The sequence below is a fragment of the Mycobacterium sp. 4858 genome (assembly GCF_900240975.1).
Taxonomy (GTDB): Bacteria; Actinomycetota; Actinomycetes; order Mycobacteriales; family Mycobacteriaceae; genus Mycobacterium.
In genome coordinates this window covers 70,626-91,500 of the sequence record NZ_LT968776.1, presented here as the reverse complement: position 1 = coordinate 91,500, position 20,875 = coordinate 70,626, and the positions used below count along the sequence as shown (strand labels likewise).

Below are 20,875 nucleotides of genomic sequence, written 5' to 3'. Positions count from 1 at the left end.
CCGGATTCACCCGCGCAGCCCGGTCCGCAGGGCCGCCAGCCCGCGTTCCATCGCGGCGGTGGCCGCCGGCACCACACCGCCGTAACCGAGGTAGCCGTGCACCAGCGTCTCGGCGTTGTGCACTTCGACGGCCCCACCGGCGGCGGCCAGCAGCTCGCCGTAGCGGATGCCGTCGTCGCGCAGCGGGTCGTAGCCGGCGACGGCGATGTAGGCCGGAGGCAGGTTCGACAGGTCATCGGCCCGGCCGGGCGCCATACCGGGTGGCGGGGCCGACAAGTCGACGTCGCCCGCGTACCAACGCGAGAACTCGGCGACGGCCTTGACGTCGAGGATCGGCGCGCCGGCGTTCTCGGTGAAGGACGGCAGCGTGGCGTCCCACATGGTCGACGGGTACCACAACAGCTGGAACGCGATCGGCGGCGCGCCGCTGTCCCGCGCCCGCTGTGCGACCACGGCGCTGATGGTCCCGCCGGCCGAATCCCCGGCCACGGCCATCCGATTCGGGTCACCGCCCAGCTCGGCGGCGCGCTCCGCGGCCCAAAGCGTTGCGGCCCAAGCGTCTTCGACGGCGGCGGGATAGGTGTGCTCGGGCGCCAACCGGTAGTCGACCGACACCACGATCGCGTCGGCGCCGACCGCGTGCTGGCGCGCGGTGCCGTCGTAGCTGTCCAGGTCGCCCACGACGAAGCCGCCGCCGTGAAAATAGAGCACGACCGGCGCCGCGGCGTCTTGCGAATGGCTTGGCGGCCAATAGATCCGGACGCCGATCGATCCCGCCGGGCCGGGGACGGCCCGGTCCTCGACGCGCAGCTCGGGGTGCAGCGCCCGGCGCGGCAGGTCGCGGAACCGCTGCCTGGCGGCGTCGACACCGTCGTCGGTGGATAGCCGGAAGGGAACCGCATCCAGTACCTTCTGCAGGATGGGGTCGATCGCGGGCTTATCGTCGGCTGTGTTGTCCAAGCTTGGCATGGACGTACCGTACGCACCTCGCCTGGTGGTCGGCGGCTGGGTGGTGGCCGGCTGGGCGGCCCTCGGCTACGGCGTCTACCTGACGGTGCTGGCGCTGGGCTCGCCGCCGGGGACTGAGCTGACCGGGCACTGGGCGCTGCAGCCGCTGTTCAAGGCGTCGATGGCGTTGTTGCTGACCGCTGCGGCGGCGGGCCACGCGATCGTCCGCGAGCGGCGGTGGTTGATGCCGGCGCTGCTGCTGTCGGCCGTCGGCGACTGGGCGCTGGCGGTCCCGTGGTGGACGCAGTCCTTCGTGGTGGGCCTGGCCGCATTCCTGTTGGCGCACTTGTGTTTCCTGGGGGCGCTTGTGCCGTTGGCGGCGCTGCGCGCGTCGAAGCTGCGCATCGCCGCCGTGGTCGCCATGTGCGTGGCCACCGTCGCGCTGCTGGCGTGGTTCTGGCCGCACCTGAACAAGCTGGCGCTTCCGGTGACGGCCTACATCGTGGTGCTGACCGCGATGGTGTGTGCCGCCCTGGTGGCGCGGTTGCCGACGATCTGGACGGCGGTGGGGGCGGTGTGTTTCGCGGCCTCCGACTCCCTGATCGCCGTCGGCCGCTTCATCCTGGGCAACGAGGCGCTGGCCGTGCCGATCTGGTGGTCCTACGCCGCGGCGCTGATCCTGATGACGGCCGGGTTCTTCTTCGGCCGTGAGGCATCGGCCGATGCCGGCTCCCCGGGGTCGACCGAAAGCTGACCGCTTCCGAACCGGACGGTAAAGCCATTGAACGACATAGTATTTCGATACCAGCGGGCGCCTTGACCGTCGGCGCGCCCACGCCCGTTCAGGTCGAACCCATCGCACGGGTGCTGCCGATGCTCTCGGTGCCGCACCTGGACCGCGAGTTCGACTACCTGGTGTCGGCCGAGCAGTCCGACGACGCCCAGCCGGGCGTGCGGGTGCGGGTGCGGTTTCACGGCCGGCTGGTCGACGCGTTCGTGCTGGAGCGCCGCAATGACACCGACCACCACGGCAAGCTCGGCTGGCTGGACCGTGTCGTGTCGCCCGAACCGGTACTGACCCCCGAGATCCGCCGATTGGTCGACGCGGTGGCGGCGCGCTACGCGGGCACCCGGCCGGACGTGCTGCGCCTGGCCGTGCCGGCCCGGCACGCGCGGGTGGAGCGGGAACCGGCGACCGCACACCGGCTGCCGGTACCCGCGCCCGTCGACCCGGCGGCGTGGGAGTCCTACGGCCGGGGCGCGCAGTTCCTGGACGCCCTGGCGGAATCGCGGGCCGCGCGGGCCGTCTGGCAGGTGTTGCCGGGGGAGTCGTGGGCGGACCGATTCGCCGAGGCCGCCGCGCAGACCATCCGCGCCGGGCGTGCGGTGCTGGCGATCGTGCCCGACCAGCGCGATCTGGACACGCTGTGGCGGGCCGCGACCGGGCGGATCGACGAGAACGGCGTGGTGGCGCTGTCTGCCGGGCTGGGTCCGGCCGCGCGTTACCGGCGGTGGCTGGCGGCGCTGCGCGGTCAGGCCCGGCTGGTGATCGGCACGCGCAGCGCGGTTTTCGCGCCACTGAGCGACCTGGGCCTCGTCATGGTGTGGGCCGACGCCGACGACAGCCTCTCGGAGCCGCGGGCGCCGTACCCGCACGCGCGCGAGGTGGCGATGCTGCGCGCGCATCAGGCGCGGTGTGCGGCGCTGATCGGGGGCTATGCGCGTACCGCCGAGGCGCAGGCGCTGGTGCGCAGCGGGTGGGCGCACGACATCGTTGCGGCCCGGGCGGTGGTGCGCGCCCGCACGCCGCGGGTGGCCGCCCTCGACGACACGGGCTACGCGGATGAGCGCGACCCGGCCGCCCGTACGGCGCGCATCCCGTCCATTGCGCTGCGCGCCGCGCGCTCGTCGCTGCAGGCGGGGGCGCCGGTGCTGGTGCAGGTGCCGCGGCGCGGGTATGTCCCGTCGCTGGCCTGCGCGCGCTGCAGGGCCATCGCCCGGTGCCGGCACTGCACCGGGCCGCTGTCGTTGCAGGAGGGCGGCCCCGCACTGGTCTGCCGGTGGTGCGGGCGTATCGACCCGACGCGTCGCTGCGCGCGCTGCGGGTCCGACGCGGTGCGCGCCGTCGTCGTCGGGGCCCGCCGCACCGCCGAGGAACTCGGGCGCGCCTTCCCCGGCACCACCGTGGTCACCTCGTCGGGAGAGGGCGTCGTGCCGGAGGTCGCCGCCGCCCCGGCGCTGGTGGTGGCGACACCGGGGGCGGAACCCACCGCGGCGGGCGGCTACGGGGCCGCGCTGCTGCTCGATACCTGGGCGCTGCTGGGCCGGCAGGACCTGCGCGCCGCCGAGGACGCGCTGTGGCGCTGGATGAGCGCCGCGGCGCTGGTGCGTGCCCGCGGCGACGGCGGGGTGGTGCTCGCGGTCGCCGAATCGTCCATTCCCACAGTGCAATCGCTGATCCGCTGGGATCCGGTCGGTCACGCCGAGGCGGACCTGGCGGCTCGAACCGAAGTGGGTCTGCCCCCGAGCGTGCACATGGCGGCCCTGGACGGCGCCGCCGAGGCGGTCGCGGCGCTGCTCGAGGAGGCCGGGCTGCCCGAGGGGGCCGACGTGCTGGGGCCGGTCGATTTGCCGGCGGGCGTGCGCCGCCCGCCGGGGACGCCGGCCGGCGTGCCGGTGACCAGGATGCTGGTGCGCGCCCGCCGCGACCAGGGGCTGGCGTTGGCCGCGGCGCTGCGCCGCGGTGTGAGCGTGCTGTCCGCCCGTCAGGCCCACGAGCCGGTCCGGGTGCAGATCGATCCCCTGCACATCGGGTGACCTCGCCAAATCCTGACCCAGGGGATAGTATGCGTCGGAAATAGTTCCTGACTACTTCATTAACGGTTGTTACACTTCCTGTTCTTTAGCCGCCGACAGGCCGGAGAGGATCCGGAGAAGGGCCGACATGGCAGCGGACAACGCGACGACGGCGGACGAGTCGCTGGACGTGATCACCGACGCTTTGCTGACGGCTTCCCGCTTGCTGGTTGCCATTTCGGCGCGCTCGATCGGGCAGGTGGACGAGACGATCACCATCTCGCAGTTCCGGACGCTGGTGATCCTGTCCAACCGGGGTCCGGTCAACCTGGCCACGCTGGCCGGTCTGCTGGGGGTGCAACCGTCCGCCACCGGACGGATGGTCGATCGCCTGGTTGCGGCCGGGCTGATCGACCGCCTCCCGCACCCGACGTCGCGGCGCGAGCTGTTGGCCGCGCTGACCAAGCGCGGGCGGGAGGTCGTCCGTCAGGTGACCGCGTACCGGCGGGCCGAAATCGCGACCATCGTGGAGCAGATGCCACCGGCGGAGCGCCACGGCCTGGTGCGTGCCCTGACCGCGTTCACCGCCGCCGGCGGTGAGCCGGACGTGCACCTCGACGCCGACATCGATCTTTAGCGGACCTCTAGCGGACTTTTTAGCGGACCTCTAGCGCTTCTCGGCGGTGACCAGCAGGTACTCCCAGCTCATCGCGCCGTTGTCGAGGTGTTGCTCCGCAAGCTCGACCAGTTGGGCGTCCAGCTCGGCGGCCAGCACCCGGTTGTGGCCGACGTTCGCGTAGGCCTCGATCGTCGGGCCGTAGTGGTTCTTGAAGTAGGTGTGCACCGCGTCGGCGCTGTCGAAGCGGTCGACTTCCAACATTCCCCGCACCGCGGTCATCCGGCCGACCCGCTCGCCGAGCAGTCCGGTGACGTAGCCCTCACGTCCCCACAGCGCGGCGGGCGGCACGGCCTGCGACAGGCTGGGCCGGTAGGGCCGGATGGTGGCGAGCATCCGGCCGAAAAACCCGTCCGGGGTCCAGCTGATCACGCCGATCGTCCCGCCCGGCCGGCAGACCCGGACCAGTTCGTCGGCGGCCCGCTGCTGGTCCGGCGCGAACTGCACCCCGATCGCGGAGATGACGACGTCGAACTCGCCGTCGCCGAAGGGCAGCGCGTGCGCGTTGGCTTCCCGGTAGTCGATCGTCAGGCCACGTGCCGCGGCCCGGGCCTGCGACCGCTGCAACAGTTCGGGGGTCAGGTCACTGGAAACGACGGCGGCGCCCGTCGCGGCGGCCGGCAGCGAGATGTTGCCCGAGCCGGCCGCGACGTCGAGCACCCGCACGCCCGGTCCGATGCCGCCGGCCCTGATCAGGACCGGGCCCAGCGGGGCCATCACTTCCTCTGCCATCAGGGCGTAGTCGCCGAGCGCCCATACCGCGCGGTGCGGGGCGGCGTCGCTGATCGTCGTGTCGAGAGTCATCGGACCTCCTGGAGATAAGGAAAGGGCTGCCCGGTCGACCTCGTTGTCGCTAGCGCGGCAGAGCGGCCACCCGGCGAGACGATGACCTCTAGCAATAGTATGCATTAGAAATAATAAACGTGCGCAAGTTACGGTCGGACGGGGTTGGCGTCTTCCTAGACTGGGCCGGTGCGTCTCGTCTTCGCCGGTACCCCCGAACCCGCGCTGCCCGCGCTGCGTCGCCTCGTCGACTCGCCCCGCCACGAGGTGATCGCCGTGCTGACGCGGCCCGACGCCGCCGTCGGCCGGCACGGCAAGCCGCAGCCGTCGCCGGTGGCGCGTGAAGCGCTCGACCGCGGCATCCCGGTGCTGCGGCCGGCGCGACCGAACTCGCAAGAATTCGTCGCTGAGCTCTCGGAGCTGGCACCGGACTGCTGCGCGGTCGTGGCCTACGGCGCGTTGCTGCGCGACGCCCTGCTCGCGGTGCCGCCGCACGGCTGGATCAACCTGCACTTCTCGCTGCTGCCCGCCTGGCGCGGGGCGGCGCCGGTGCAGGCCGCGATCGCGGCCGGGGACACCATCACCGGGGCGACGACGTTTCGGATCGAGCCCAGCCTGGACTCCGGGCCGATCTACGGTGTTGTCACCGAGACGATCCGGCCCACCGACACCGCCGGCGAATTGCTTGAGCGACTGGCCGTTTCGGGTGCGGCCCTGCTGTCGACCACGCTGGACGGGATCGCCGACCAGACGTTGACGCCCCGCCCGCAACCCGCCGACGGCGTCAGCGTCGCACCGAAAATCACCGTCGAGCAGGCCCGGGTGCGCTGGGATCTGCCGGCGCTGGTGGTGGAGCGACGGATCCGCTCGGTCACGCCGAACCCGGGCGCCTGGACGCAGATCGGCGACCTGCGCCTCAAGCTCGGCCCGGTGCGGATCGACGCGGACGCCCCGGAAGCCTTGGCGCCCGGCGCTATCCACGTCGGTCGCAAGGACGTCTGGGTCGGGACGAGCTCGCAGGCCGTCCGGCTGGGCCAAATCCAGCCGCCCGGAAAGAAACTCATGAACGCCGTCGACTGGGCCCGCGGCGCGCGACTCGACTCCGCTGTGCGGGCGACGTGAGCCGGCCCAGGCCGCCGGATCGCGGACGCGGCAAGCGGCGCCGACCACTCGACCCCGCGCGCGCCGCCGCGTTCGAGGTGCTGCGGGCGGTCAGCGAGCGCGACGCATACGCGAACCTGGCCCTGCCCGCCCTGCTGCGCGAACGCGGGATCACCGGCCGCGACGCCGCGTTCGCCACCGAGTTGACCTACGGCACGTGCCGCACCCGGGGCCTGCTGGACGCGGTCATCGGCGCCGCCGCGGGCCGCTCGCCGGACACGATCGACCCGGTGCTGCTCGACCTGCTGCGGCTCGGCACCTACCAGCTGTTGCGCACGCGGGTGGACACCTACGCCGCGGTGTCCACCACGGTCGAGCAGGCCGGAATCGAATTCGACTCGGCCCGAGCGGGTTTCGTCAACGGCGTGCTGCGTGCCATCGCCGCCCGAGACGAGAAGTCCTGGGTCGAAGAGCTGGCGCCCGACCCGTCGCGGGACCCGGTGGGGCACGCCGCCTTCGTCCACGCGCATCCGCGCTGGGTCGCGCAGGCCTTCGCCGACGCGCTGGGGTCCGCCGCGGGCGAGCTCGACGCGGTGCTGGCCAGCGACGACGAACGGCCGCAGGTGCACCTGGCGGCCCGCCCCGGGGTGCTGACCGCCGCGGAGCTGGCCGATGCCGTCGGCGGCACCGTCGGCAGGTATTCGCCCTACGCGGTCTACCTGCCAGGCGGCGATCCCGGGCGGCTGGCGCCGGTGCGAGACGGCGCCGCGCTGGTCCAGGACGAGGGCAGCCAGCTGGTGGCCCGCGCGCTCACGCTGGCACCGGTCGAGGAAGACGCCGGGCGCTGGCTGGATCTGTGCGCCGGCCCGGGCGGCAAGACCGCGCTGCTGGCTGCGATCGGCGCCGGTGCGGGGGCCCGCGTCACGGCGGTGGAGCCGGCCCCGCGCCGCGCCGACCTGGTGGCCGAGAACACCCGGGGGCTTCCCGTCGAGGTGCTGCGGGTCGACGGCCGGCAGACCGGACTCGAGCCGACGTTCGACCGGGTGCTGGTCGACGCGCCCTGCACCGGCCTGGGGGCGTTGCGGCGCCGACCCGAGGCGCGGTGGCGTCGTCAGCCTTCCGACGTGCCGGTGCTTGCCAAGCTGCAGCGCGAGCTGCTGGGCGCCGCGATCGCGCTGACCCGGCCCGGCGGTGTGGTGCTGTACGCGACGTGTTCTCCGCACCTGGCCGAAACCGTCGGGGTGGTCGCCGACGCGTTGCGCCGGCACCCGGTGCGCGCGTTGGACACCCGGCCGCTGTTCGAGCCCGTCACCGGCTTGGGGGACGGGCCGTATGTCCAGTTGTGGCCGCATCGCCACGGCACCGACGCCATGTTCGCCGCCGCGCTGCGCCGCGAAGCGGGGTAGCGCGACGGCGACTTGACGGGCCGGGCCGCCGCCGCGCTGCGCCGCGGATAGTGTGGCGCACATGCCTGACAACACCGGTAGGCCGCTGATCGCGCCGTCCATCCTGTCCGCTGACTTCGCGCGGCTGGCCGACGAGGCGGCGGCGGTGCGTGGCGCCGACTGGTTGCACGTGGACGTGATGGACAACCATTTCGTGCCCAACCTGACCATCGGCCTGCCCGTGGTCGAGAGCCTACTGGCGGCCTCCTCCATCCCGATGGACTGCCATCTGATGATCGAGGACCCGGACCGTTGGGCGCCGCCCTACGCCGAGGCGGGCGCCTACAACGTCACCTTCCACGCCGAGGCCACCGACAACCCGGTCGGGGTGGCGCGCGACATTCGCGCCGCGGGCGCCAAGGCGGGCATCAGCGTCAAGCCGGGGACACCGCTGGAGCCGTATCTGGAAATCCTGCCGCAGTTCGACACCCTGCTCATCATGTCGGTCGAGCCGGGGTTCGGCGGCCAGAGCTTCATCCCCGAGGTGCTGAGCAAGGTCCGCGCCGTGCGCAAGCTGATCGAAGCGGGGGAGCTGACGATCCTGGTCGAGATCGACGGTGGCATCAACGACGACACCATCGAGCAGGCCGCCGAGGCCGGCGTCGACTGCTTCGTCGCCGGGTCAGCCGTGTACGGGGCCCAGGACCCGGAGGCCGCCGTCGCGGCGCTGCGCAGGCAGGCGGCCGCCGCGTCACCGCACCTGCGATGAATCAGGCCGTCGACGGCCTCGACGCGGCCATGCGGCTGGCGATCGAGCAGTCCGACCAGGTCAAGGGCACCACCTATCCGAACCCACCGGTCGGCGCCGTCGTCCTGGACGCGGACGGGGTGGTCGTCGGCGTCGGCGGGACCGAACCGGCCGGCGGCGACCATGCCGAGGTGCTGGCGTTGCGGCGGGCCGGCCGACTGGCGGTCGGCGGGACCGCGGTGGTCACGCTGGAGCCCTGCAATCATTACGGCAAGACCCCGCCGTGCGTGAACGCCCTGCTGGACGCGGAAGTGGGCGCGGTGGTTTACGGCGTCGCCGACCCGAACCCGACCGCCGCCGGCGGCGCGGCGAGGTTGACCGAGGCGGGCGTGCAGGTGACGGCCGGGGTGCTGGCCGACGAAGTGGCCGGTGGGCCGTTGCGGGAGTGGCTGCACAAGCAGCGGTCCGGGTTGCCGCACGTGACCTGGAAATACGCCAGTAGCGTCGATGGCCGCAGCGCGGCCGCCGACGGCACCAGCCAGTGGATTTCCAGCGAGGCCTCCCGGCTGGACCTGCATCGCCGCCGGGCGGCGGCCGACGCGATCGTGGTCGGCACCGGCACCGTGTTGGCCGACGATCCGGCGTTGACCGCCCGGTTGCCCGATGGCTCGCTGGCCGACCGGCAGCCGCTGCGCGTGGTGGTGGGCATGCGTGAAATACCGCCGGAGGCAAAGGTTCTCAACGACGATTCGCGGACCATGGTGATTCGCACGCACGATCCCATGGAGGTGATCAGGGCGCTTTCCGATCGCACCGATGTCCTGCTGGAGGGCGGTCCCACCCTCGCGGGCGCCTTCCTGCGGGCGGGGGCGGTCAATCGCATCCTGGTTTATGTCGCGCCGATGCTGCTGGGCGGTCCCGTCTCCGCGGTCGACGACGTCGGGGTGCCCACGATCGCGCGGGCGTTGCGCTGGCAGTTCGACGGAATCGACCGCGTCGGGCCGGATTTGCTGCTCAGCCTGGTGCCGCGCGCCGAGTAGGAGCGGTTAGCGCTGGTGTTCCCCGAGCGCGACGGTCTGCGGCTCGGGAATCTCCGGTTCCTCGGCGTGCTCCTTGCGGCCGCCGATCAGCAGGCCGAGCAGCGCTCCCACGATGCAGATGGCCACGGTGGCGCTGAAGATGTCCCCGTACATCATGGCGAACGCCTTGAGGTACATCGTGCCCTGGGCGGCGATCCGCTCCAGCAACGATGCGTTGGGCGGGATCGCGGCCGTCAATCCGGCCACGATCTGGTTGAACCGGTACAGGCCCCACGCGCTCAGCGCGGCCACGCCGATCAACATGCCGGTCATCCGGGCCACCACCACCGCCGCCGAGGCGATGCCGTGCTGCGCCGCGGGAACCACGCGGAGGGCGGCGGACGTCAGTGGTCCGATCACCAGGCCGAGGCCGACACCGGCCACCAGAAGGTCGGCGTGCAACACGGGGACGCTGAACACCCCGAAGATGTCGTGCTTCTGGCTCAGCACGTCTTGGCGCCAGTAGTGGATCAGCCAGTAGCCGTAGGCCGCGATCAGCAGCCCGATGAAGGTCATCACCCGGTCGCCCACCCGGGTGGCGATCCAGCCGCCGAGCACCGCCCCGATCGGCAGGGCGATCAGGAACCACAGCAGCAGCCCGGCGGCCTGCGTCTGGTCCATCTGCAGCACCCCCTGGCCGAACAGCTCGACGTCCACCAGGGTCACCATCAGCGCCGCCCCCGCGGCCAGCGAAGCCCCCAGCGCGGCCAGGAACGGGCGGAAGTGCACTCCCGCCGGCTCGATCAGCCGGGTGCGCGAGAACCGTTCCCACAGCAGGAACAGCACGGCGACCACGACGGCCCCGATCACCAACGGCGCCCCGTAGCTCGGCAGGATCTGTTTGCCGTCGGGCTGGGGGTTGTACAAGCCGATCACGGCGAGGCCCAGGGCGACCGCGAGCAGCACGCCACCGACCAGGTCCACCCGCTCGGGCTCCTCCACCCGCTCGTGCGACGGCAGGCTGAACTGGATCATCACCATCGCGATCAGGGTCAGCGGGACGTTGATCCAGAAGACGTAGCGCCAATCGTGGAACAGGTACACGATGAAGATCCCATACAGCGGGCCCAGCACGCTGCCGAGCTCCTGCGCGGCGCCGATGCCGCCCAGCACGCCGGCGCGGTTGCGTTGCGCCCACAAGTCGGCGCCCAGGGCCAGCGTGACCGGCAAAAGCGCGCCGCTGGCCACACCCTGGATGGTGCGGCCGCCGATCAAAAGGTGGAAGTCGCCCCAGTGCCCGGCCAGTGCGGTCACCACCGAGCCCACCATGAACAGGGTCAGGCTGACCTGCAGCACCAGCTTGCGGCCGAACCGGTCGGAGGCCCGTCCCAGCAGCGGCATCGCCGCGATGTAGCCCAGCAGGTACATCGTGATGATCCAGGTGATGCGCTGCAGCTGGTTGATCGGGATGTGAACGTCGCTCATGATGTCGCGCATGATCGTCACGACGACGTAGGCGTCCAGGGCGCCCAACAGCACCGCCAGACTGCCGGCGCTGATCGCGACGCGGCGCCCGGTCTGCGAACTCATGAACTCACCGGGGGCTTGGTCACCTGCACCTGCTCGCCCCAGTTGGACAGCGTGACCTGGATGGAATTGCCCGAACTCTTCTGCATGTTGGCCTGAACCAGCTGGTGGTCACCCGTCTCCTGGATCCACACCGTGCTCGGCACCGGCTGCGTCGCGTTGAACTGCGGCATGATCTTGTTCACCGCGTCCGCCGACACGTTGCCGCTGACGCGAATGGTGCTCTGGCCGTTGATGGTTTCGCGGCCCTCGGCCTTGGCGTTGGTGAAGTTCGCCAGCGCGTTGGCCAGGCCGGTGTCCGGGTTGAGCAGCACCGACACGTCGTAGATGTCGGATGCCTTGCCGAAGTCGCTCCACTTGTTCGGCGTCAGCGTGGCGTACAGGGTGCCGTCGACGACCACGAAGTTGGCGTCGATGTCGGAGCCGCCGAGGGTGATCGTGGCGTTGCCCGACGCGGCGGTGGCCGGCGCCGTGGTGAGGTCACCGGTCAGCGTTTTGATCGGCAGCCCCTGGATCTTGCCCTGAATGCTGAGCACGAGGTGCACGCTCTTCACATTCTTGGTGGCGTCGGCCGACTGCTTGACCAGGGTCGTGGCGTCGGGCAGCGGGGCGCCGCTCTGCTTCGAGCCCGACGAACAGCCGGCGATCAAGGCGGTGGCGAGGGTCAGGGATGCGAGGACGGCCGATAGACGGCGGCGGGTCTGCATACCTTGCATCGTAGAGGGTGCCGGTGACCGGCTTGGGAGACGCGGGGCCGAGGTGTCGCGCCGGCGCCGAGCCTTCGGCCTGCTCACCAGCGCGGCGGCGGGTCTCCGGCGGCCGATTAACCTGATGACATGTTCACCGGAATTGTCGAGGAACTCGGAGAGGTGACGGCTCGCGACATGCTGGCCGACGCCGCGCGGCTGACCATCCGCGGACCCGTCGTCACCTCCGACGCCGGGCACGGCGACTCGATCGCCGTCAACGGCGTCTGCCTGACCGTCGCCGAGCTGCTGCCCGACGGGCAGTTCACCGCCGACGTGATGGCCGAGACCCTCAACCGCTCCAACCTGGGCGCGCTGCAGGTCGGCAGCCCGGTCAACCTGGAGCGCGCGGCGGCCGTCAACAGCCGCCTGGGTGGGCACATCGTGCAGGGGCACGTGGACGGGACCGGGCAGGTGGTGGCCCGGACGCCGTCCGAGCACTGGGAAGTGGTGCGGATCGAGATCCCCGCGGGTGTGGCCCGCTACGTCGTCGAGAAGGGGTCGATCACGGTCGACGGGATCTCGTTGACGGTCTCCGGGCTCGCCAGCGAACCGGGGGACTGGTTCGAGGTTTCGCTGATCCCCACCACCCGCGAGCTGACCACCTTGGGACGTGCCCCGGTCGGAACGCAGGTGAACCTCGAGGTCGACGTCATCGCCAAATACGTCGAACGGTTGCTCACCGCGCGCTAGCTGGTGCGCGTTGGGGGCCGTGCCGAACGCGTTAGCAGGGCTCGCCCGGCGGCGTCCAATACGGCTCGCCGGACGGGGTGTAGCACGGCGGCGGTGCGTCGGGCGGCGGGGCCGTCATCGCATCGGCCGGAAGAACCCAGTTACCCCAGCGCCCGGGATCGGTGCACCCGCCGACGCTCACATGCCGGCCGCCGACGTCGGCGCACGCGTCGGCCGTCGCCGGTTGCGGGGAGGCGATGCCCGCTGCGAGTCCGCCGGCGAACATCAAGGTCACGGCCGGTACCGCCAGTCTCACTGTGATTTTCATCCGCTCAGCGTAGATTGCTGGCACTCGATCGGGGGTCGTTTCGCCGCGCCGGTCCTCCGAACCGCCTATTGCTGCGGGGGCACCGGGAGCCGGGGGCACCGGTGGCGCGTCGGTCAGCACGAAATGCAGCGGCAATAAGGCGGCCCGGGCGGTGGTTCATACTGAATGCAACACTTGGGCTCTTCCTGCGGACCCCTGAGACAGCAAGGTAGCGACGATGACGAGGTTGGACTCCGTCGAGAGGGCGGTTGCCGACATTGCGGCCGGTAAGGCCGTCGTCGTCATCGACGACGAGGACCGCGAGAACGAGGGCGACCTGATCTTCGCCGCCGAAAAGGCGACCCCGGAGCTGGTGGCGTTCATGGTTCGCTACACCTCGGGGTACCTGTGCGTGCCGCTGGACGGCGCGATCTGCGACCGGCTGGGCCTGCTGCCCATGTACGCGGTGAACCAGGACAAGCACGGAACCGCCTACACCGTCACCGTCGACGCGAGAAACGGTGTGGGTACCGGGATCTCGGCCTCCGATCGGGCCACCACCATGCGCCTGCTGGCCGATCCGGCCAGCGTCGCCAACGATTTCACCCGCCCCGGCCACGTGGTTCCGTTGCGCGCCAAGGACGGTGGCGTGCTGCGCCGCCCCGGCCACACAGAGGCCGCGGTCGACCTGGCGCGGATGGCGGGGCTGCAGCCGGCGGGCGCGATCTGCGAGATCGTCAGCCAAAAGGACGAAGGCGCGATGGCGCAGACCGACGAGCTGCGGGTCTTCGCCGACGAGCACGACCTCGCGCTGATCACCATCGCCGACCTGATCGAGTGGCGACGCAAGCACGAGAAGCACATCGAGCGGATCGCCGAGGCCCGCATACCCACCCGGCACGGCGAGTTTCGCGCGATCGGCTACGCCAGCATCTATGAGGATGTCGAACACGTTGCGCTGGTTCGCGGCGAGATCGCCGGGCCGAACGCCGACGGCGACGACGTGTTGGTCCGCGTGCACTCCGAGTGCCTGACCGGTGACGTGTTCGGTTCTCGCCGTTGCGATTGCGGCCCCCAACTGGACGCGGCGATGGCGATGGTGGCGCGGGAGGGGCGCGGCATCGTGTTGTATATGCGCGGCCACGAGGGCCGCGGCATCGGCCTGATGCACAAATTGCAGGCCTACCAGCTGCAGGACGCCGGCGAGGACACCGTCGACGCCAACCTCAAGCTCGGATTGCCCGCGGACGCACGGGATTACGGAATCGGTGCGCAGATACTGGTCGACCTCGGGGTTCGCTCGATGCGGCTGTTGACCAACAACCCGGCCAAGCGGGTGGGGCTGGACGGCTACGGTCTGCACATCATCGAGCGGGTGCCGCTGCCGGTGCGCGCCAACGCGGAGAACATCCGTTACCTGATGACCAAGCGCGACAAGATGGGCCACGACCTGGCGGGGTTGGACGACTTTCACGAATCCGTCCATCTGCCGGGCGAATTCGGCGGTGCTTTGTGAGTCCCGCCGCGGGTGTGCCGGATTTTCCACCCCTGGACGCATCCGGCCTGCGGCTGGCCCTCGTCGCGAGTACCTGGCACACCGAGATCTGCGATGCCCTACTGGCCGGTGCGCGCAAGGTGGCGTCCGAGTCCGGTATCGACAACCCCACGGTGGTTCGGGTGATCGGCGCGATCGAGATTCCCGTGGTGGCCCAGGAACTGACCCGCAACCACGACGCCGTGGTCGCCCTCGGAGTGGTGATCCGTGGGCAGACACCGCATTTCGATTACGTCTGCGATGCGGTGACGCAGGGACTGACCCGGGTCTCGTTGGATTCGTCGACGCCGGTGGCCAATGGGGTGCTGACCACCGACACCGAGCAGCAGGCGCTGGACCGCGCCGGCCTTCCCGAATCGGCCGAGGACAAGGGCGCCCAGGCGACCGGCGCGGCGCTGCAAACCGCGCTGACGCTGCGCGACCTGCGCTCCCGGTCGTGACCGACCGACAGGACTGGGACGTCGAGTTGCGGCCCCATCGCACGCCGATGTTCGTTTACGCGGCGGCCGTCGTCATCGTGGCGGTGCACATCGCGATCGGCTTCCTGCTCAAGGTCGGCTCCACCGGCGTGGTGTTCCACACCAGCGACCAGGTGGCGATGGTGTTGCTCGGGGTGGTTCTCGCCGGCGTGATCCTGCTGTTCGCCCGGCCCCGGCTCCGGGTCGGGGCGGCCGGGATATCGGTGCGTAACCTGTTGGGCGACAAGCTCATCGAATGGCCGGATGTCGCCGGTGTCTCGTTTCCGGCGGGTAACCGCTGGGCGCGCATCGACCTGCCCGACGACGAGTACATCCCCGTGATGGCGATCCAGGCCGTCGACAAGGAGCGCGCGGTCAGCGCGATGGATACCGTGCGGTCATTGCTGGCGCGGTACCGGCCCGACCTGCACACCCACTGAAAAGGCTACTGAAAGGGCTATCCGCGCAGGCACGGATAGCCCTTTCAGGTGGACGGGTCAGAAGTTCTTGCAGTCGGTCATCATCTGCTGGAAGATCGGCAAAGCCTGCTGCGCGCCCTGGTTGTGCTCGATGGCGTGGAGCAGGTTCACGCGCTGATCCGGCGACGACGCCAGGTACTGCTGCAGGAACTGCTGGTTCGGCGGCGACTGGTCGAGGTACTGAGCGGCCATCGGGTTTTCCGCGTGCACAGCCCGCATCGCCTGGTCATAACTGCACGTCGTGTTGATCATCGGGCCGTAATCGGGGGCAGCGGATGCGACCCCGGCGGCGGCGGTCGACGCCAATGCCAGACCGCCGACCCCCATCGCGAGTCTGGTCAACGAGCGCTTGAACATCTGTGGACTCCCTCCATTGATTACCACCCACTGTAACGTCCAGCTACACCCTTGGTAACCGGAACGGGAGCCCTCCAAACTGTCCTCGCCAACGGTGAATTGCCGTAACCCCAGGTCGCCGCCGTTAATTTCGCCGATGGCTGACTACCGAGGCCCGCCCTACCATCGAACGCACGTTTGAAAATGCGTGCCGATCGCGGGTGGCCCGGCCGCGGCTCGGCGCGATCCAACCACCCGATCCCGACAACCCGCGGCCCTCGTCGCGGCTACTAGCCTGGATGGGTGCCAGATCCCGCCACGTATCGCCCCGCGCCCGGGTCCATCCCGGTCGAGCCGGGCGTGTACCGGTTCCGGGATACGCACGGTCGGGTCATCTACGTCGGCAAGGCCAAGAGCCTGCGCAGCCGGCTGACGTCCTACTTCGCCGACGTCGCCGGCCTGCACCCACGTACCCGGCAGATGGTGACCACCGCCGCCAAGGTGGAGTGGACGGTGGTCAACACCGAAGTCGAGGCGCTGCAGCTCGAATACAACTGGATCAAGGAGTTCGACCCGCGCTTCAACGTCCGTTACCGCGACGACAAGACCTACCCGGTGCTGGCCGTGACGCTCAACGAAGAGTTTCCCCGGCTGATGGTCTATCGCGGTCCGCGCCGCAAAGGCGTCCGCTATTTCGGGCCCTACTCCCACGCGTGGGCGATCCGGGAAACGCTGGACCTGCTCACCCGGGTCTTTCCGGCCCGCACCTGTTCGGCCGGTGTGTTCAAGCGGCACAAGCAGATCGACCGTCCCTGCCTGCTCGGCTACATCGACAAGTGCTCGGCGCCCTGCGTGGGCCGGGTCAGTGCCGAGCAGCACCGCCAGATCGTCGACGACTTCTGCGACTTTTTGTCCGGCAAGACCGACCGTTACGCCCGCGAGCTGGAACAGCGGATGCACGCCGCGTCCGACGAACTCGACTTCGAGCGGGCCGCGCGCCTTCGCGACGACCTGGGTGCGCTCAAGCGCGCCATGGAGAAACAGGCCGTGGTGCTCGGCGACGGCACCGACGCCGACGTGGTCGCCTTCGCCGACGACGAGCTGGAGGCGGCGGTGCAGGTGTTCCATGTTCGCGGCGGCCGCGTCCGCGGTCAGCGCGGCTGGATCGTCGAAAAGTCGGCGGAAGCAGGCGATTCCGGCGAAGAACAGTTGGTCGAGCAGTTCCTGACGCAGTTCTACGGCGAGCAGGCCGAGCTGGGCTTCCCAACCGAGCAAGCCGCCGACGAGGCCGCCAACCCGGTGCCGCGCGAGGTGCTGGTGCCGTGCCTGCCGTCCAACTCCGAGGAACTGGCCAGCTGGCTGTCCGGCCTGCGCGGTTCGCGGGTCGCGCTGCGGGTGCCGCGCCGCGGGGACAAGCGGGCCTTGGCCGAAACCGTGCAACGCAACGCCAAAGAGGCGCTGCAGCAGCACAAGCTGAAGCGAGCCGGCGACTTCAACGCCAGATCGGCTGCGCTGCAGAACATTCAGGACGCCCTCGGGCTGGCCGATGCGCCGCTGCGCATCGAATGCGTGGACATCAGCCACGTGCAGGGCACCGACGTGGTGGGCTCGCTGGTCGTGTTCGAGGACGGCCTGCCGCGCAAGTCGGACTACCGCCACTTCGGCATCCGCGAAGCCGCCGGGCAGGGCCGCTCCGACGACGTCGCCTCGATCGCCGAGGTGACCCGGCGCCGGTTCGCGCGGCACCTGAGCGAACAGAACGACCCGAATATGCTTTCGGCCGAAGGGAAATCGCGCCGGTTCGCCTATCCGCCCAACCTCTACGTCGTCGACGGTGGCGCGCCGCAGGTCAACGCGGCCAGCGCCGTGCTCGAGGACCTGGGCATCACCGACGTCGCGGTGATCGGCCTGGCCAAGCGGCTGGAAGAGATATGGGTGCCGTCGGAGCCGGACCCCGTCATCATGCCCCGCAACAGTGAGGGGCTCTATCTGCTGCAACGGATTCGTGACGAGGCGCACCGGTTCGCCATCACCTACCATCGCAGCAAGCGATCCAAGCGAATGACCGCCTCGGCGCTCGATTCGGTGCCAGGATTGGGGGAGCATCGCCGCAAGGCGCTGGTAACCCACTTCGGATCGATAGCCCGCCTCAAGGAGGCCACCGTCGACCAGATCACGGCCGTTCCCGGCATCGGTGTGGCCACCGCCACCGCCGTCCTGGAGGCGTTGCGACCTGAAATGCTGCGGCCCGAGCGGCCCGGAGAAGGCGAATGACGGGTGAGCTGGCGGAGGGCCGCCCGACGGACGCCCGTCCAGACGGTGGGGCCGGGATCGACGTCGTCCTGGTGACCGGATTGTCGGGCGCCGGGCGGGGTACCGCGGCCAAGGTGCTCGAAGACCTCGGCTGGTACGTGGCCGACAACCTGCCGCCCCAGCTGATCACCCGGATGGTGGATTTCGGCATGGACGCCGGGTCGCGCATCACCCGGCTGGCGGTGGTGATGGACGTGCGGTCACGCGGCTTCACCGGCGACCTCGATGAGGTGCGCACCGAGTTGGCCACCCGCAACATCAGGCCCCGGGTGGTGTTCATGGAGGCATCCGACGACATGCTGGTGCGCCGCTACGAACAGAACCGCCGCAGCCATCCACTGCAGGGCGACCAAACCCTGGCCGAGGGCATCGCCGCCGAACGCCGGATGCTGGCGCCGGTGCGCGCCACCGCCGACCTGATCATCGACACGTCGACGCTGTCCGTGCGGGGCTTGCGGGAGAGCATCGAGCGCGCGTTCGGTGGCGACGTCAGCACGTCGATCAGCGTCACCGTCGAGTCGTTCGGCTTCAAGTACGGCCTGCCGATGGACGCAGACATGGTGATGGACGTGCGGTTTCTGCCCAACCCGCACTGGGTCGACGAGCTGCGCCCGCTCACCGGACAGGACCCGGCCGTCAGCGAATACGTGCTGAGCCAGCCCGGCGCCGCGGACTTCCTCGACGCCTACCATCGGTTGCTGTCTTTGGTCGTCGGCGGCTACCGCCGGGAGGGTAAGCGCTACATGACGGTCGCCATCGGCTGCACCGGCGGTAAGCATCGCAGCGTCGCGATCGCCGAGGCGCTGATGGGACTGCTCAAGGGCAACCCGCAACTGTCGGTGCGGGCGCTGCACCGGGATCTGGGTCGCGAATGAGCGCCCCGATGAATCAGGGCATCGTCGCGCTGGGCGGGGGGCACGGCCTGTACGCGACGCTGTCGGCGGCGCGCCGGTTGACCCCCCATGTCACCGCCGTGGTGACCGTCGCCGACGACGGGGGTTCGTCCGGCCGGCTGCGCAGCGAACTGAACGTGGTGCCGCCGGGTGATCTGCGAATGGCGTTGGCGGCCTTGGCGTCCGACAGCCCGCACGGGCGATTGTGGGCGACCATCCTGCAGCACCGGTTCGGTGGCAACGGCGCGCTGGCCGGACATCCGATCGGCAACCTGATGCTCGCCGGGCTGTCCGAGGTGCTGGCCGATCCGGTGGCCGCGCTCGACGAGCTCGGCAGGATTCTCGGCGTCAAGGGCCGTGTGCTGCCGATGTGCCCGATCGCGCTGCAGATCGAGGCGGACGTGTCCGGCCTGGAGACCGATCCGCGGATGTTCCGGTTGATCCGCGGCCAGGTGGCGGTCGCCACCACGCCGGGCAAGGTGCGGCGGGTCCGGCTGCTGCCGTCCGACCCTCCGGCGACCCGGCAGGCCGTCGACGCCATCATGGCCGCCGACCTGGTGGTGCTGGGTCCCGGCTCGTGGTTCACCAGCGTGATCCCGCACGTGCTGGTGCCCGGACTGGCGGCGGCGCTGCGGGCCACCACCGCCCGTCGTGCCCTGGTGCTCAATCTCGTGGCCGAGCCGGGGGAGACTGCCGGCTTCTCCGTGGAGCGGCATCTGCACGTGTTGGCCCAGCATGCACCGGGTTTCACCGTGCACGACATCATCATCGATGCCGAGCGGGTTCCCGGGGAGCGGGAGCGGGAGCACCTGCGGCGCACGGCGACGCTGCTTTCGGCCGAGGTCCACTTCGTCGACGTGGCTCGACCTGGTACACCTTTACATGACCCAGGCAAGCTCGCGGCGGCCCTGGACGGGGTCCGGGCGGCCCGCAAGGGTCCGGCAGCGCCCCCGATCACGGCCACCGCGGATATTCGGGTCGACGGTGCAAGCCCACAGCCCGGGGGCAACGGACCGGCCGGCAGCGGACCAAGGGGTGACGACGCGTGGCGATGACGACCGAAGTCAAGGACGAGCTCAGCCGCCTGGTCGTGAAGTCGGTGAGCGCGCGTCGCGCGGAAGTGACGTCCCTGCTGAGGTTCGCCGGCGGGCTGCACATCGTCGGCGGCCGGGTGGTGGTGGAGGCCGAGGTGGACCTCGGAAACGTCGCCCGGCGGCTGCGCAAGGACATCTTCGAGCTCTATGGGTACAACGCGGTGGTGCATGTGTTGTCCGCCAGCGGGATTCGCAAGACCACCCGCTACGTGCTGCGGGTGGCCAACGACGGCGAGGCGCTGGCACGCCAGACCGGCCTGCTCGACAACCGCGGCCGCCCGGTGCGGGGCTTGCCGGCCCAGGTGGTGGGCGGCAGCATCGCCGACGCCGAAGCCGCGTGGCGCGGAGCCTTCCTGGCGCACGGGTCGCTGACCGAGCCGGGGCGGTCGTCGGCGCTGGAGGTCAGCTGCCCCGGCCCCGAGGCCGCGCTGGCGTTGGTGGGCGCGGCGCGCCGGCTCGGGGTCAGCGCGAAGGCCCGCGAGGTGCGTGGCGCCGACCGGGTGGTGGTGCGCGACGGCGAGGCCATCGGCGCGCTGCTGACCCGGATGGGCGCGCAGGACACCCGGCTCATCTGGGAGGAGCGCCGGATGCGTCGCGAGGTGCGGGCGACGGCCAACCGGCTCGCCAACTTCGACGACGCCAACCTGCGCCGCTCGGCCAGGGCCGCCGTCGCGGCGGCCGCCCGGGTGGAACGCGCGCTGGAGATCCTCGGCGACACCGTCCCCGACCATTTGGCCTCGGCCGGCAAGCTACGCGTCGAGCACCGGCAGGCCTCGCTGGAGGAGCTGGGCCGGCTCGCCGACCCCCCGATGACGAAAGACGCTGTCGCCGGCCGCATTAGGCGGCTGCTGTCGATGGCCGATCGCAAGGCGAAAATCGAGGGCATCCCGGACACCGAATCGGCGGTGACTCCGGATTTGCTGGAAGACGCGTAACCGGTAGCGTCAATCGCTGTTCGCGACGGGTGGGTGGGGGCTAC

General features: G+C 70.6%; 21 protein-coding genes. 15 read left to right on the top strand and 6 right to left on the bottom strand.

Annotated features, from left to right (window positions below; genetic code table 11):
- Positions 1-6 precede the first annotated feature (6 nt).
- Complete coding sequence (locus C1737_RS08575; RefSeq protein ID WP_067928496.1) at positions 7-969, bottom strand: alpha/beta hydrolase; 963 nt, start codon at positions 967-969, stop codon at positions 7-9.
- Between C1737_RS08575 and C1737_RS08570 the strand changes: the two genes are divergently transcribed.
- From C1737_RS08570 to C1737_RS08560, 3 genes are all read left to right on the top strand, one after another.
- Positions 968-1,702 (top strand): lysoplasmalogenase, encoded by a 735-nt coding sequence (locus C1737_RS08570; RefSeq protein ID WP_102417881.1) that lies wholly within the window; start codon positions 968-970, stop codon positions 1,700-1,702. The two genes, C1737_RS08575 and C1737_RS08570, sit on opposite strands and share 2 nt — an antisense overlap.
- A 119-nt stretch (positions 1,703-1,821) precedes the next feature.
- Positions 1,822-3,765 (top strand): primosomal protein N', encoded by a 1,944-nt coding sequence (locus C1737_RS08565; protein ID WP_067928514.1) that lies wholly within the window; start codon positions 1,822-1,824, stop codon positions 3,763-3,765.
- A gap of 127 nt (positions 3,766-3,892) precedes the next feature.
- Positions 3,893-4,381 (top strand): MarR family winged helix-turn-helix transcriptional regulator, encoded by a 489-nt coding sequence (locus C1737_RS08560; protein WP_067928491.1) that lies wholly within the window; start codon positions 3,893-3,895, stop codon positions 4,379-4,381.
- 30 nt (positions 4,382-4,411) lie between these two features.
- Here the strand turns inward: C1737_RS08560 and C1737_RS08555 are convergent, their stop codons facing one another.
- Positions 4,412-5,224, bottom strand: a complete 813-nt coding sequence (locus C1737_RS08555; RefSeq protein WP_102417880.1) for a class I SAM-dependent methyltransferase — start codon at positions 5,222-5,224, stop codon at positions 4,412-4,414.
- Positions 5,225-5,392: 168 nt separating this feature from the next.
- Here C1737_RS08555 and fmt point away from each other — a divergent pair, with 168 nt between their 5' ends.
- The 4 genes from fmt to ribD all read left to right on the top strand — a co-directional run bounded on the left by fmt (position 5,393) and on the right by ribD (position 9,477).
- The gene (fmt, locus tag C1737_RS08550) at positions 5,393-6,325 is read left to right on the top strand and encodes a methionyl-tRNA formyltransferase (RefSeq protein WP_102417879.1); all 933 of its coding nucleotides are present in this window, start codon (positions 5,393-5,395) and stop codon (positions 6,323-6,325) included.
- On the top strand, positions 6,322-7,710 hold the full coding sequence (locus tag C1737_RS08545; protein WP_102417878.1) for an RsmB/NOP family class I SAM-dependent RNA methyltransferase: 1,389 nt from the start codon (positions 6,322-6,324) through the stop codon (positions 7,708-7,710). The genes fmt and C1737_RS08545 overlap by 4 nt, the downstream gene beginning before the upstream one ends.
- 61 nt (positions 7,711-7,771) lie before the next feature.
- On the top strand, positions 7,772-8,458 hold the full coding sequence (gene rpe, locus C1737_RS08540; protein ID WP_082973069.1) for a ribulose-phosphate 3-epimerase: 687 nt from the start codon (positions 7,772-7,774) through the stop codon (positions 8,456-8,458).
- Complete coding sequence (gene ribD / locus C1737_RS08535; RefSeq protein WP_102417877.1) at positions 8,455-9,477, top strand: bifunctional diaminohydroxyphosphoribosylaminopyrimidine deaminase/5-amino-6-(5-phosphoribosylamino)uracil reductase RibD; 1,023 nt, start codon at positions 8,455-8,457, stop codon at positions 9,475-9,477. Before rpe ends, ribD begins: the two co-directional genes overlap by 4 nt.
- A gap of 6 nt (positions 9,478-9,483) precedes the next feature.
- Here the strand turns inward: ribD and C1737_RS08530 are convergent, their stop codons facing one another.
- Both C1737_RS08530 and C1737_RS08525 read right to left on the bottom strand, forming a co-directional pair.
- Positions 9,484-11,046 carry an MFS transporter gene (locus C1737_RS08530; RefSeq protein ID WP_102417876.1) on the bottom strand — a complete coding sequence of 521 codons (1,563 nt, stop codon included), beginning with the start codon at positions 11,044-11,046 and terminating at the stop codon, positions 9,484-9,486.
- Positions 11,043-11,750 (bottom strand): LppX_LprAFG lipoprotein, encoded by a 708-nt coding sequence (locus C1737_RS08525; RefSeq protein ID WP_067928474.1) that lies wholly within the window; start codon positions 11,748-11,750, stop codon positions 11,043-11,045. The genes C1737_RS08530 and C1737_RS08525 overlap by 4 nt, the downstream gene beginning before the upstream one ends.
- A gap of 129 nt (positions 11,751-11,879) precedes the next feature.
- Between C1737_RS08525 and C1737_RS08520 the strand changes: the two genes are divergently transcribed.
- The gene (locus C1737_RS08520) at positions 11,880-12,482 is read left to right on the top strand and encodes a riboflavin synthase (RefSeq protein WP_068098171.1); all 603 of its coding nucleotides are present in this window, start codon (positions 11,880-11,882) and stop codon (positions 12,480-12,482) included.
- A 31-nt stretch (positions 12,483-12,513) separates the two neighbouring features.
- On the opposite strand, the gene C1737_RS08515 is transcribed toward C1737_RS08520, so the two are convergent.
- On the bottom strand, positions 12,514-12,789 hold the full coding sequence (locus C1737_RS08515) for a hypothetical protein (protein WP_067928469.1): 276 nt from the start codon (positions 12,787-12,789) through the stop codon (positions 12,514-12,516).
- 217 nt (positions 12,790-13,006) lie between these two features.
- Between C1737_RS08515 and C1737_RS08510 the strand changes: the two genes are divergently transcribed.
- The 3 genes from C1737_RS08510 to C1737_RS08500 are packed head-to-tail and all read left to right on the top strand — an operon-like array spanning position 13,007 to position 15,221.
- Entirely contained in the window at positions 13,007-14,284 is a 1,278-nt protein-coding gene (locus C1737_RS08510; protein WP_067928467.1) for a bifunctional 3,4-dihydroxy-2-butanone-4-phosphate synthase/GTP cyclohydrolase II, read from the top strand.
- Positions 14,281-14,763, top strand: a complete 483-nt coding sequence (gene ribH, locus C1737_RS08505; protein ID WP_102417875.1) for a 6,7-dimethyl-8-ribityllumazine synthase — start codon at positions 14,281-14,283, stop codon at positions 14,761-14,763. Before C1737_RS08510 ends, ribH begins: the two co-directional genes overlap by 4 nt.
- A gap of 47 nt (positions 14,764-14,810) precedes the next feature.
- A complete protein-coding gene (locus C1737_RS08500; RefSeq protein WP_068098180.1) occupies positions 14,811-15,221 on the top strand; it encodes a PH domain-containing protein in 411 nt (136 codons plus the stop codon).
- Between the two features lie 57 nt (positions 15,222-15,278).
- Here C1737_RS08500 and C1737_RS08495 read toward each other — a convergent pair whose 3' ends face one another.
- Positions 15,279-15,617, bottom strand: a complete 339-nt coding sequence (locus C1737_RS08495; RefSeq protein WP_067928460.1) for a hemophore-related protein — start codon at positions 15,615-15,617, stop codon at positions 15,279-15,281.
- Between the two features lie 282 nt (positions 15,618-15,899).
- On the opposite strand from C1737_RS08495, the gene uvrC reads away from it, so the two are divergent.
- From uvrC to whiA, 4 genes are read left to right on the top strand one after another with little or no spacing between them, the layout of a single operon-like run.
- Entirely contained in the window at positions 15,900-17,870 is a 1,971-nt protein-coding gene (uvrC, locus tag C1737_RS08490) for an excinuclease ABC subunit UvrC (protein WP_068098170.1), read from the top strand.
- The gene (gene rapZ, locus C1737_RS08485) at positions 17,867-18,784 is read left to right on the top strand and encodes an RNase adapter RapZ (protein ID WP_102417874.1); all 918 of its coding nucleotides are present in this window, start codon (positions 17,867-17,869) and stop codon (positions 18,782-18,784) included. The genes uvrC and rapZ overlap by 4 nt, the downstream gene beginning before the upstream one ends.
- Before the next feature lie 8 nt (positions 18,785-18,792).
- A complete protein-coding gene (gene yvcK, locus C1737_RS08480) occupies positions 18,793-19,857 on the top strand; it encodes a uridine diphosphate-N-acetylglucosamine-binding protein YvcK (protein WP_102419858.1) in 1,065 nt (354 codons plus the stop codon).
- On the top strand, positions 19,854-20,831 hold the full coding sequence (gene whiA, locus C1737_RS08475; RefSeq protein ID WP_102419857.1) for a DNA-binding protein WhiA: 978 nt from the start codon (positions 19,854-19,856) through the stop codon (positions 20,829-20,831). The genes yvcK and whiA overlap by 4 nt, the downstream gene beginning before the upstream one ends.
- The last annotated feature ends 44 nt before the right edge of the window (positions 20,832-20,875 follow it).

Excerpts from the sequence above, each read along its gene's own strand:
- C1737_RS08515 (WP_067928469.1), bottom strand. The coding sequence starts at position 12,789 with ATGAAAATCACAGTGAGACTGGCGGTACCGGCCGTGACCTTGATGTTC.
- C1737_RS08510 (WP_067928467.1), top strand. The coding sequence starts at position 13,007 with ATGACGAGGTTGGACTCCGTCGAGAGGGCGGTTGCCGACATTGCGGCC.
- C1737_RS08495 (WP_067928460.1), bottom strand. The coding sequence starts at position 15,617 with ATGTTCAAGCGCTCGTTGACCAGACTCGCGATGGGGGTCGGCGGTCTG.
- rapZ (WP_102417874.1), top strand. The coding sequence starts at position 17,867 with ATGACGGGTGAGCTGGCGGAGGGCCGCCCGACGGACGCCCGTCCAGAC.
- C1737_RS08555 (WP_102417880.1), bottom strand. The coding sequence starts at position 5,224 with ATGACTCTCGACACGACGATCAGCGACGCCGCCCCGCACCGCGCGGTA.
- C1737_RS08500 (WP_068098180.1), top strand. The coding sequence starts at position 14,811 with ATGTTCGTTTACGCGGCGGCCGTCGTCATCGTGGCGGTGCACATCGCG.
- C1737_RS08565 (WP_067928514.1), top strand. The coding sequence starts at position 1,822 with ATGCTCTCGGTGCCGCACCTGGACCGCGAGTTCGACTACCTGGTGTCG.
- C1737_RS08570 (WP_102417881.1), top strand. The coding sequence starts at position 968 with ATGGACGTACCGTACGCACCTCGCCTGGTGGTCGGCGGCTGGGTGGTG.
- rpe (WP_082973069.1), top strand. The coding sequence starts at position 7,772 with ATGCCTGACAACACCGGTAGGCCGCTGATCGCGCCGTCCATCCTGTCC.
- C1737_RS08530 (WP_102417876.1), bottom strand. The coding sequence starts at position 11,046 with ATGAGTTCGCAGACCGGGCGCCGCGTCGCGATCAGCGCCGGCAGTCTG.
- C1737_RS08525 (WP_067928474.1), bottom strand. The coding sequence starts at position 11,750 with ATGCAGACCCGCCGCCGTCTATCGGCCGTCCTCGCATCCCTGACCCTC.
- ribD (WP_102417877.1), top strand. The coding sequence starts at position 8,455 with ATGAATCAGGCCGTCGACGGCCTCGACGCGGCCATGCGGCTGGCGATC.
- C1737_RS08520 (WP_068098171.1), top strand. The coding sequence starts at position 11,880 with ATGTTCACCGGAATTGTCGAGGAACTCGGAGAGGTGACGGCTCGCGAC.
- yvcK (WP_102419858.1), top strand. The coding sequence starts at position 18,793 with ATGAATCAGGGCATCGTCGCGCTGGGCGGGGGGCACGGCCTGTACGCG.
- C1737_RS08560 (WP_067928491.1), top strand. The coding sequence starts at position 3,893 with ATGGCAGCGGACAACGCGACGACGGCGGACGAGTCGCTGGACGTGATC.
- whiA (WP_102419857.1), top strand. The coding sequence starts at position 19,854 with ATGACGACCGAAGTCAAGGACGAGCTCAGCCGCCTGGTCGTGAAGTCG.
- C1737_RS08575 (WP_067928496.1), bottom strand. The coding sequence starts at position 969 with ATGCCAAGCTTGGACAACACAGCCGACGATAAGCCCGCGATCGACCCC.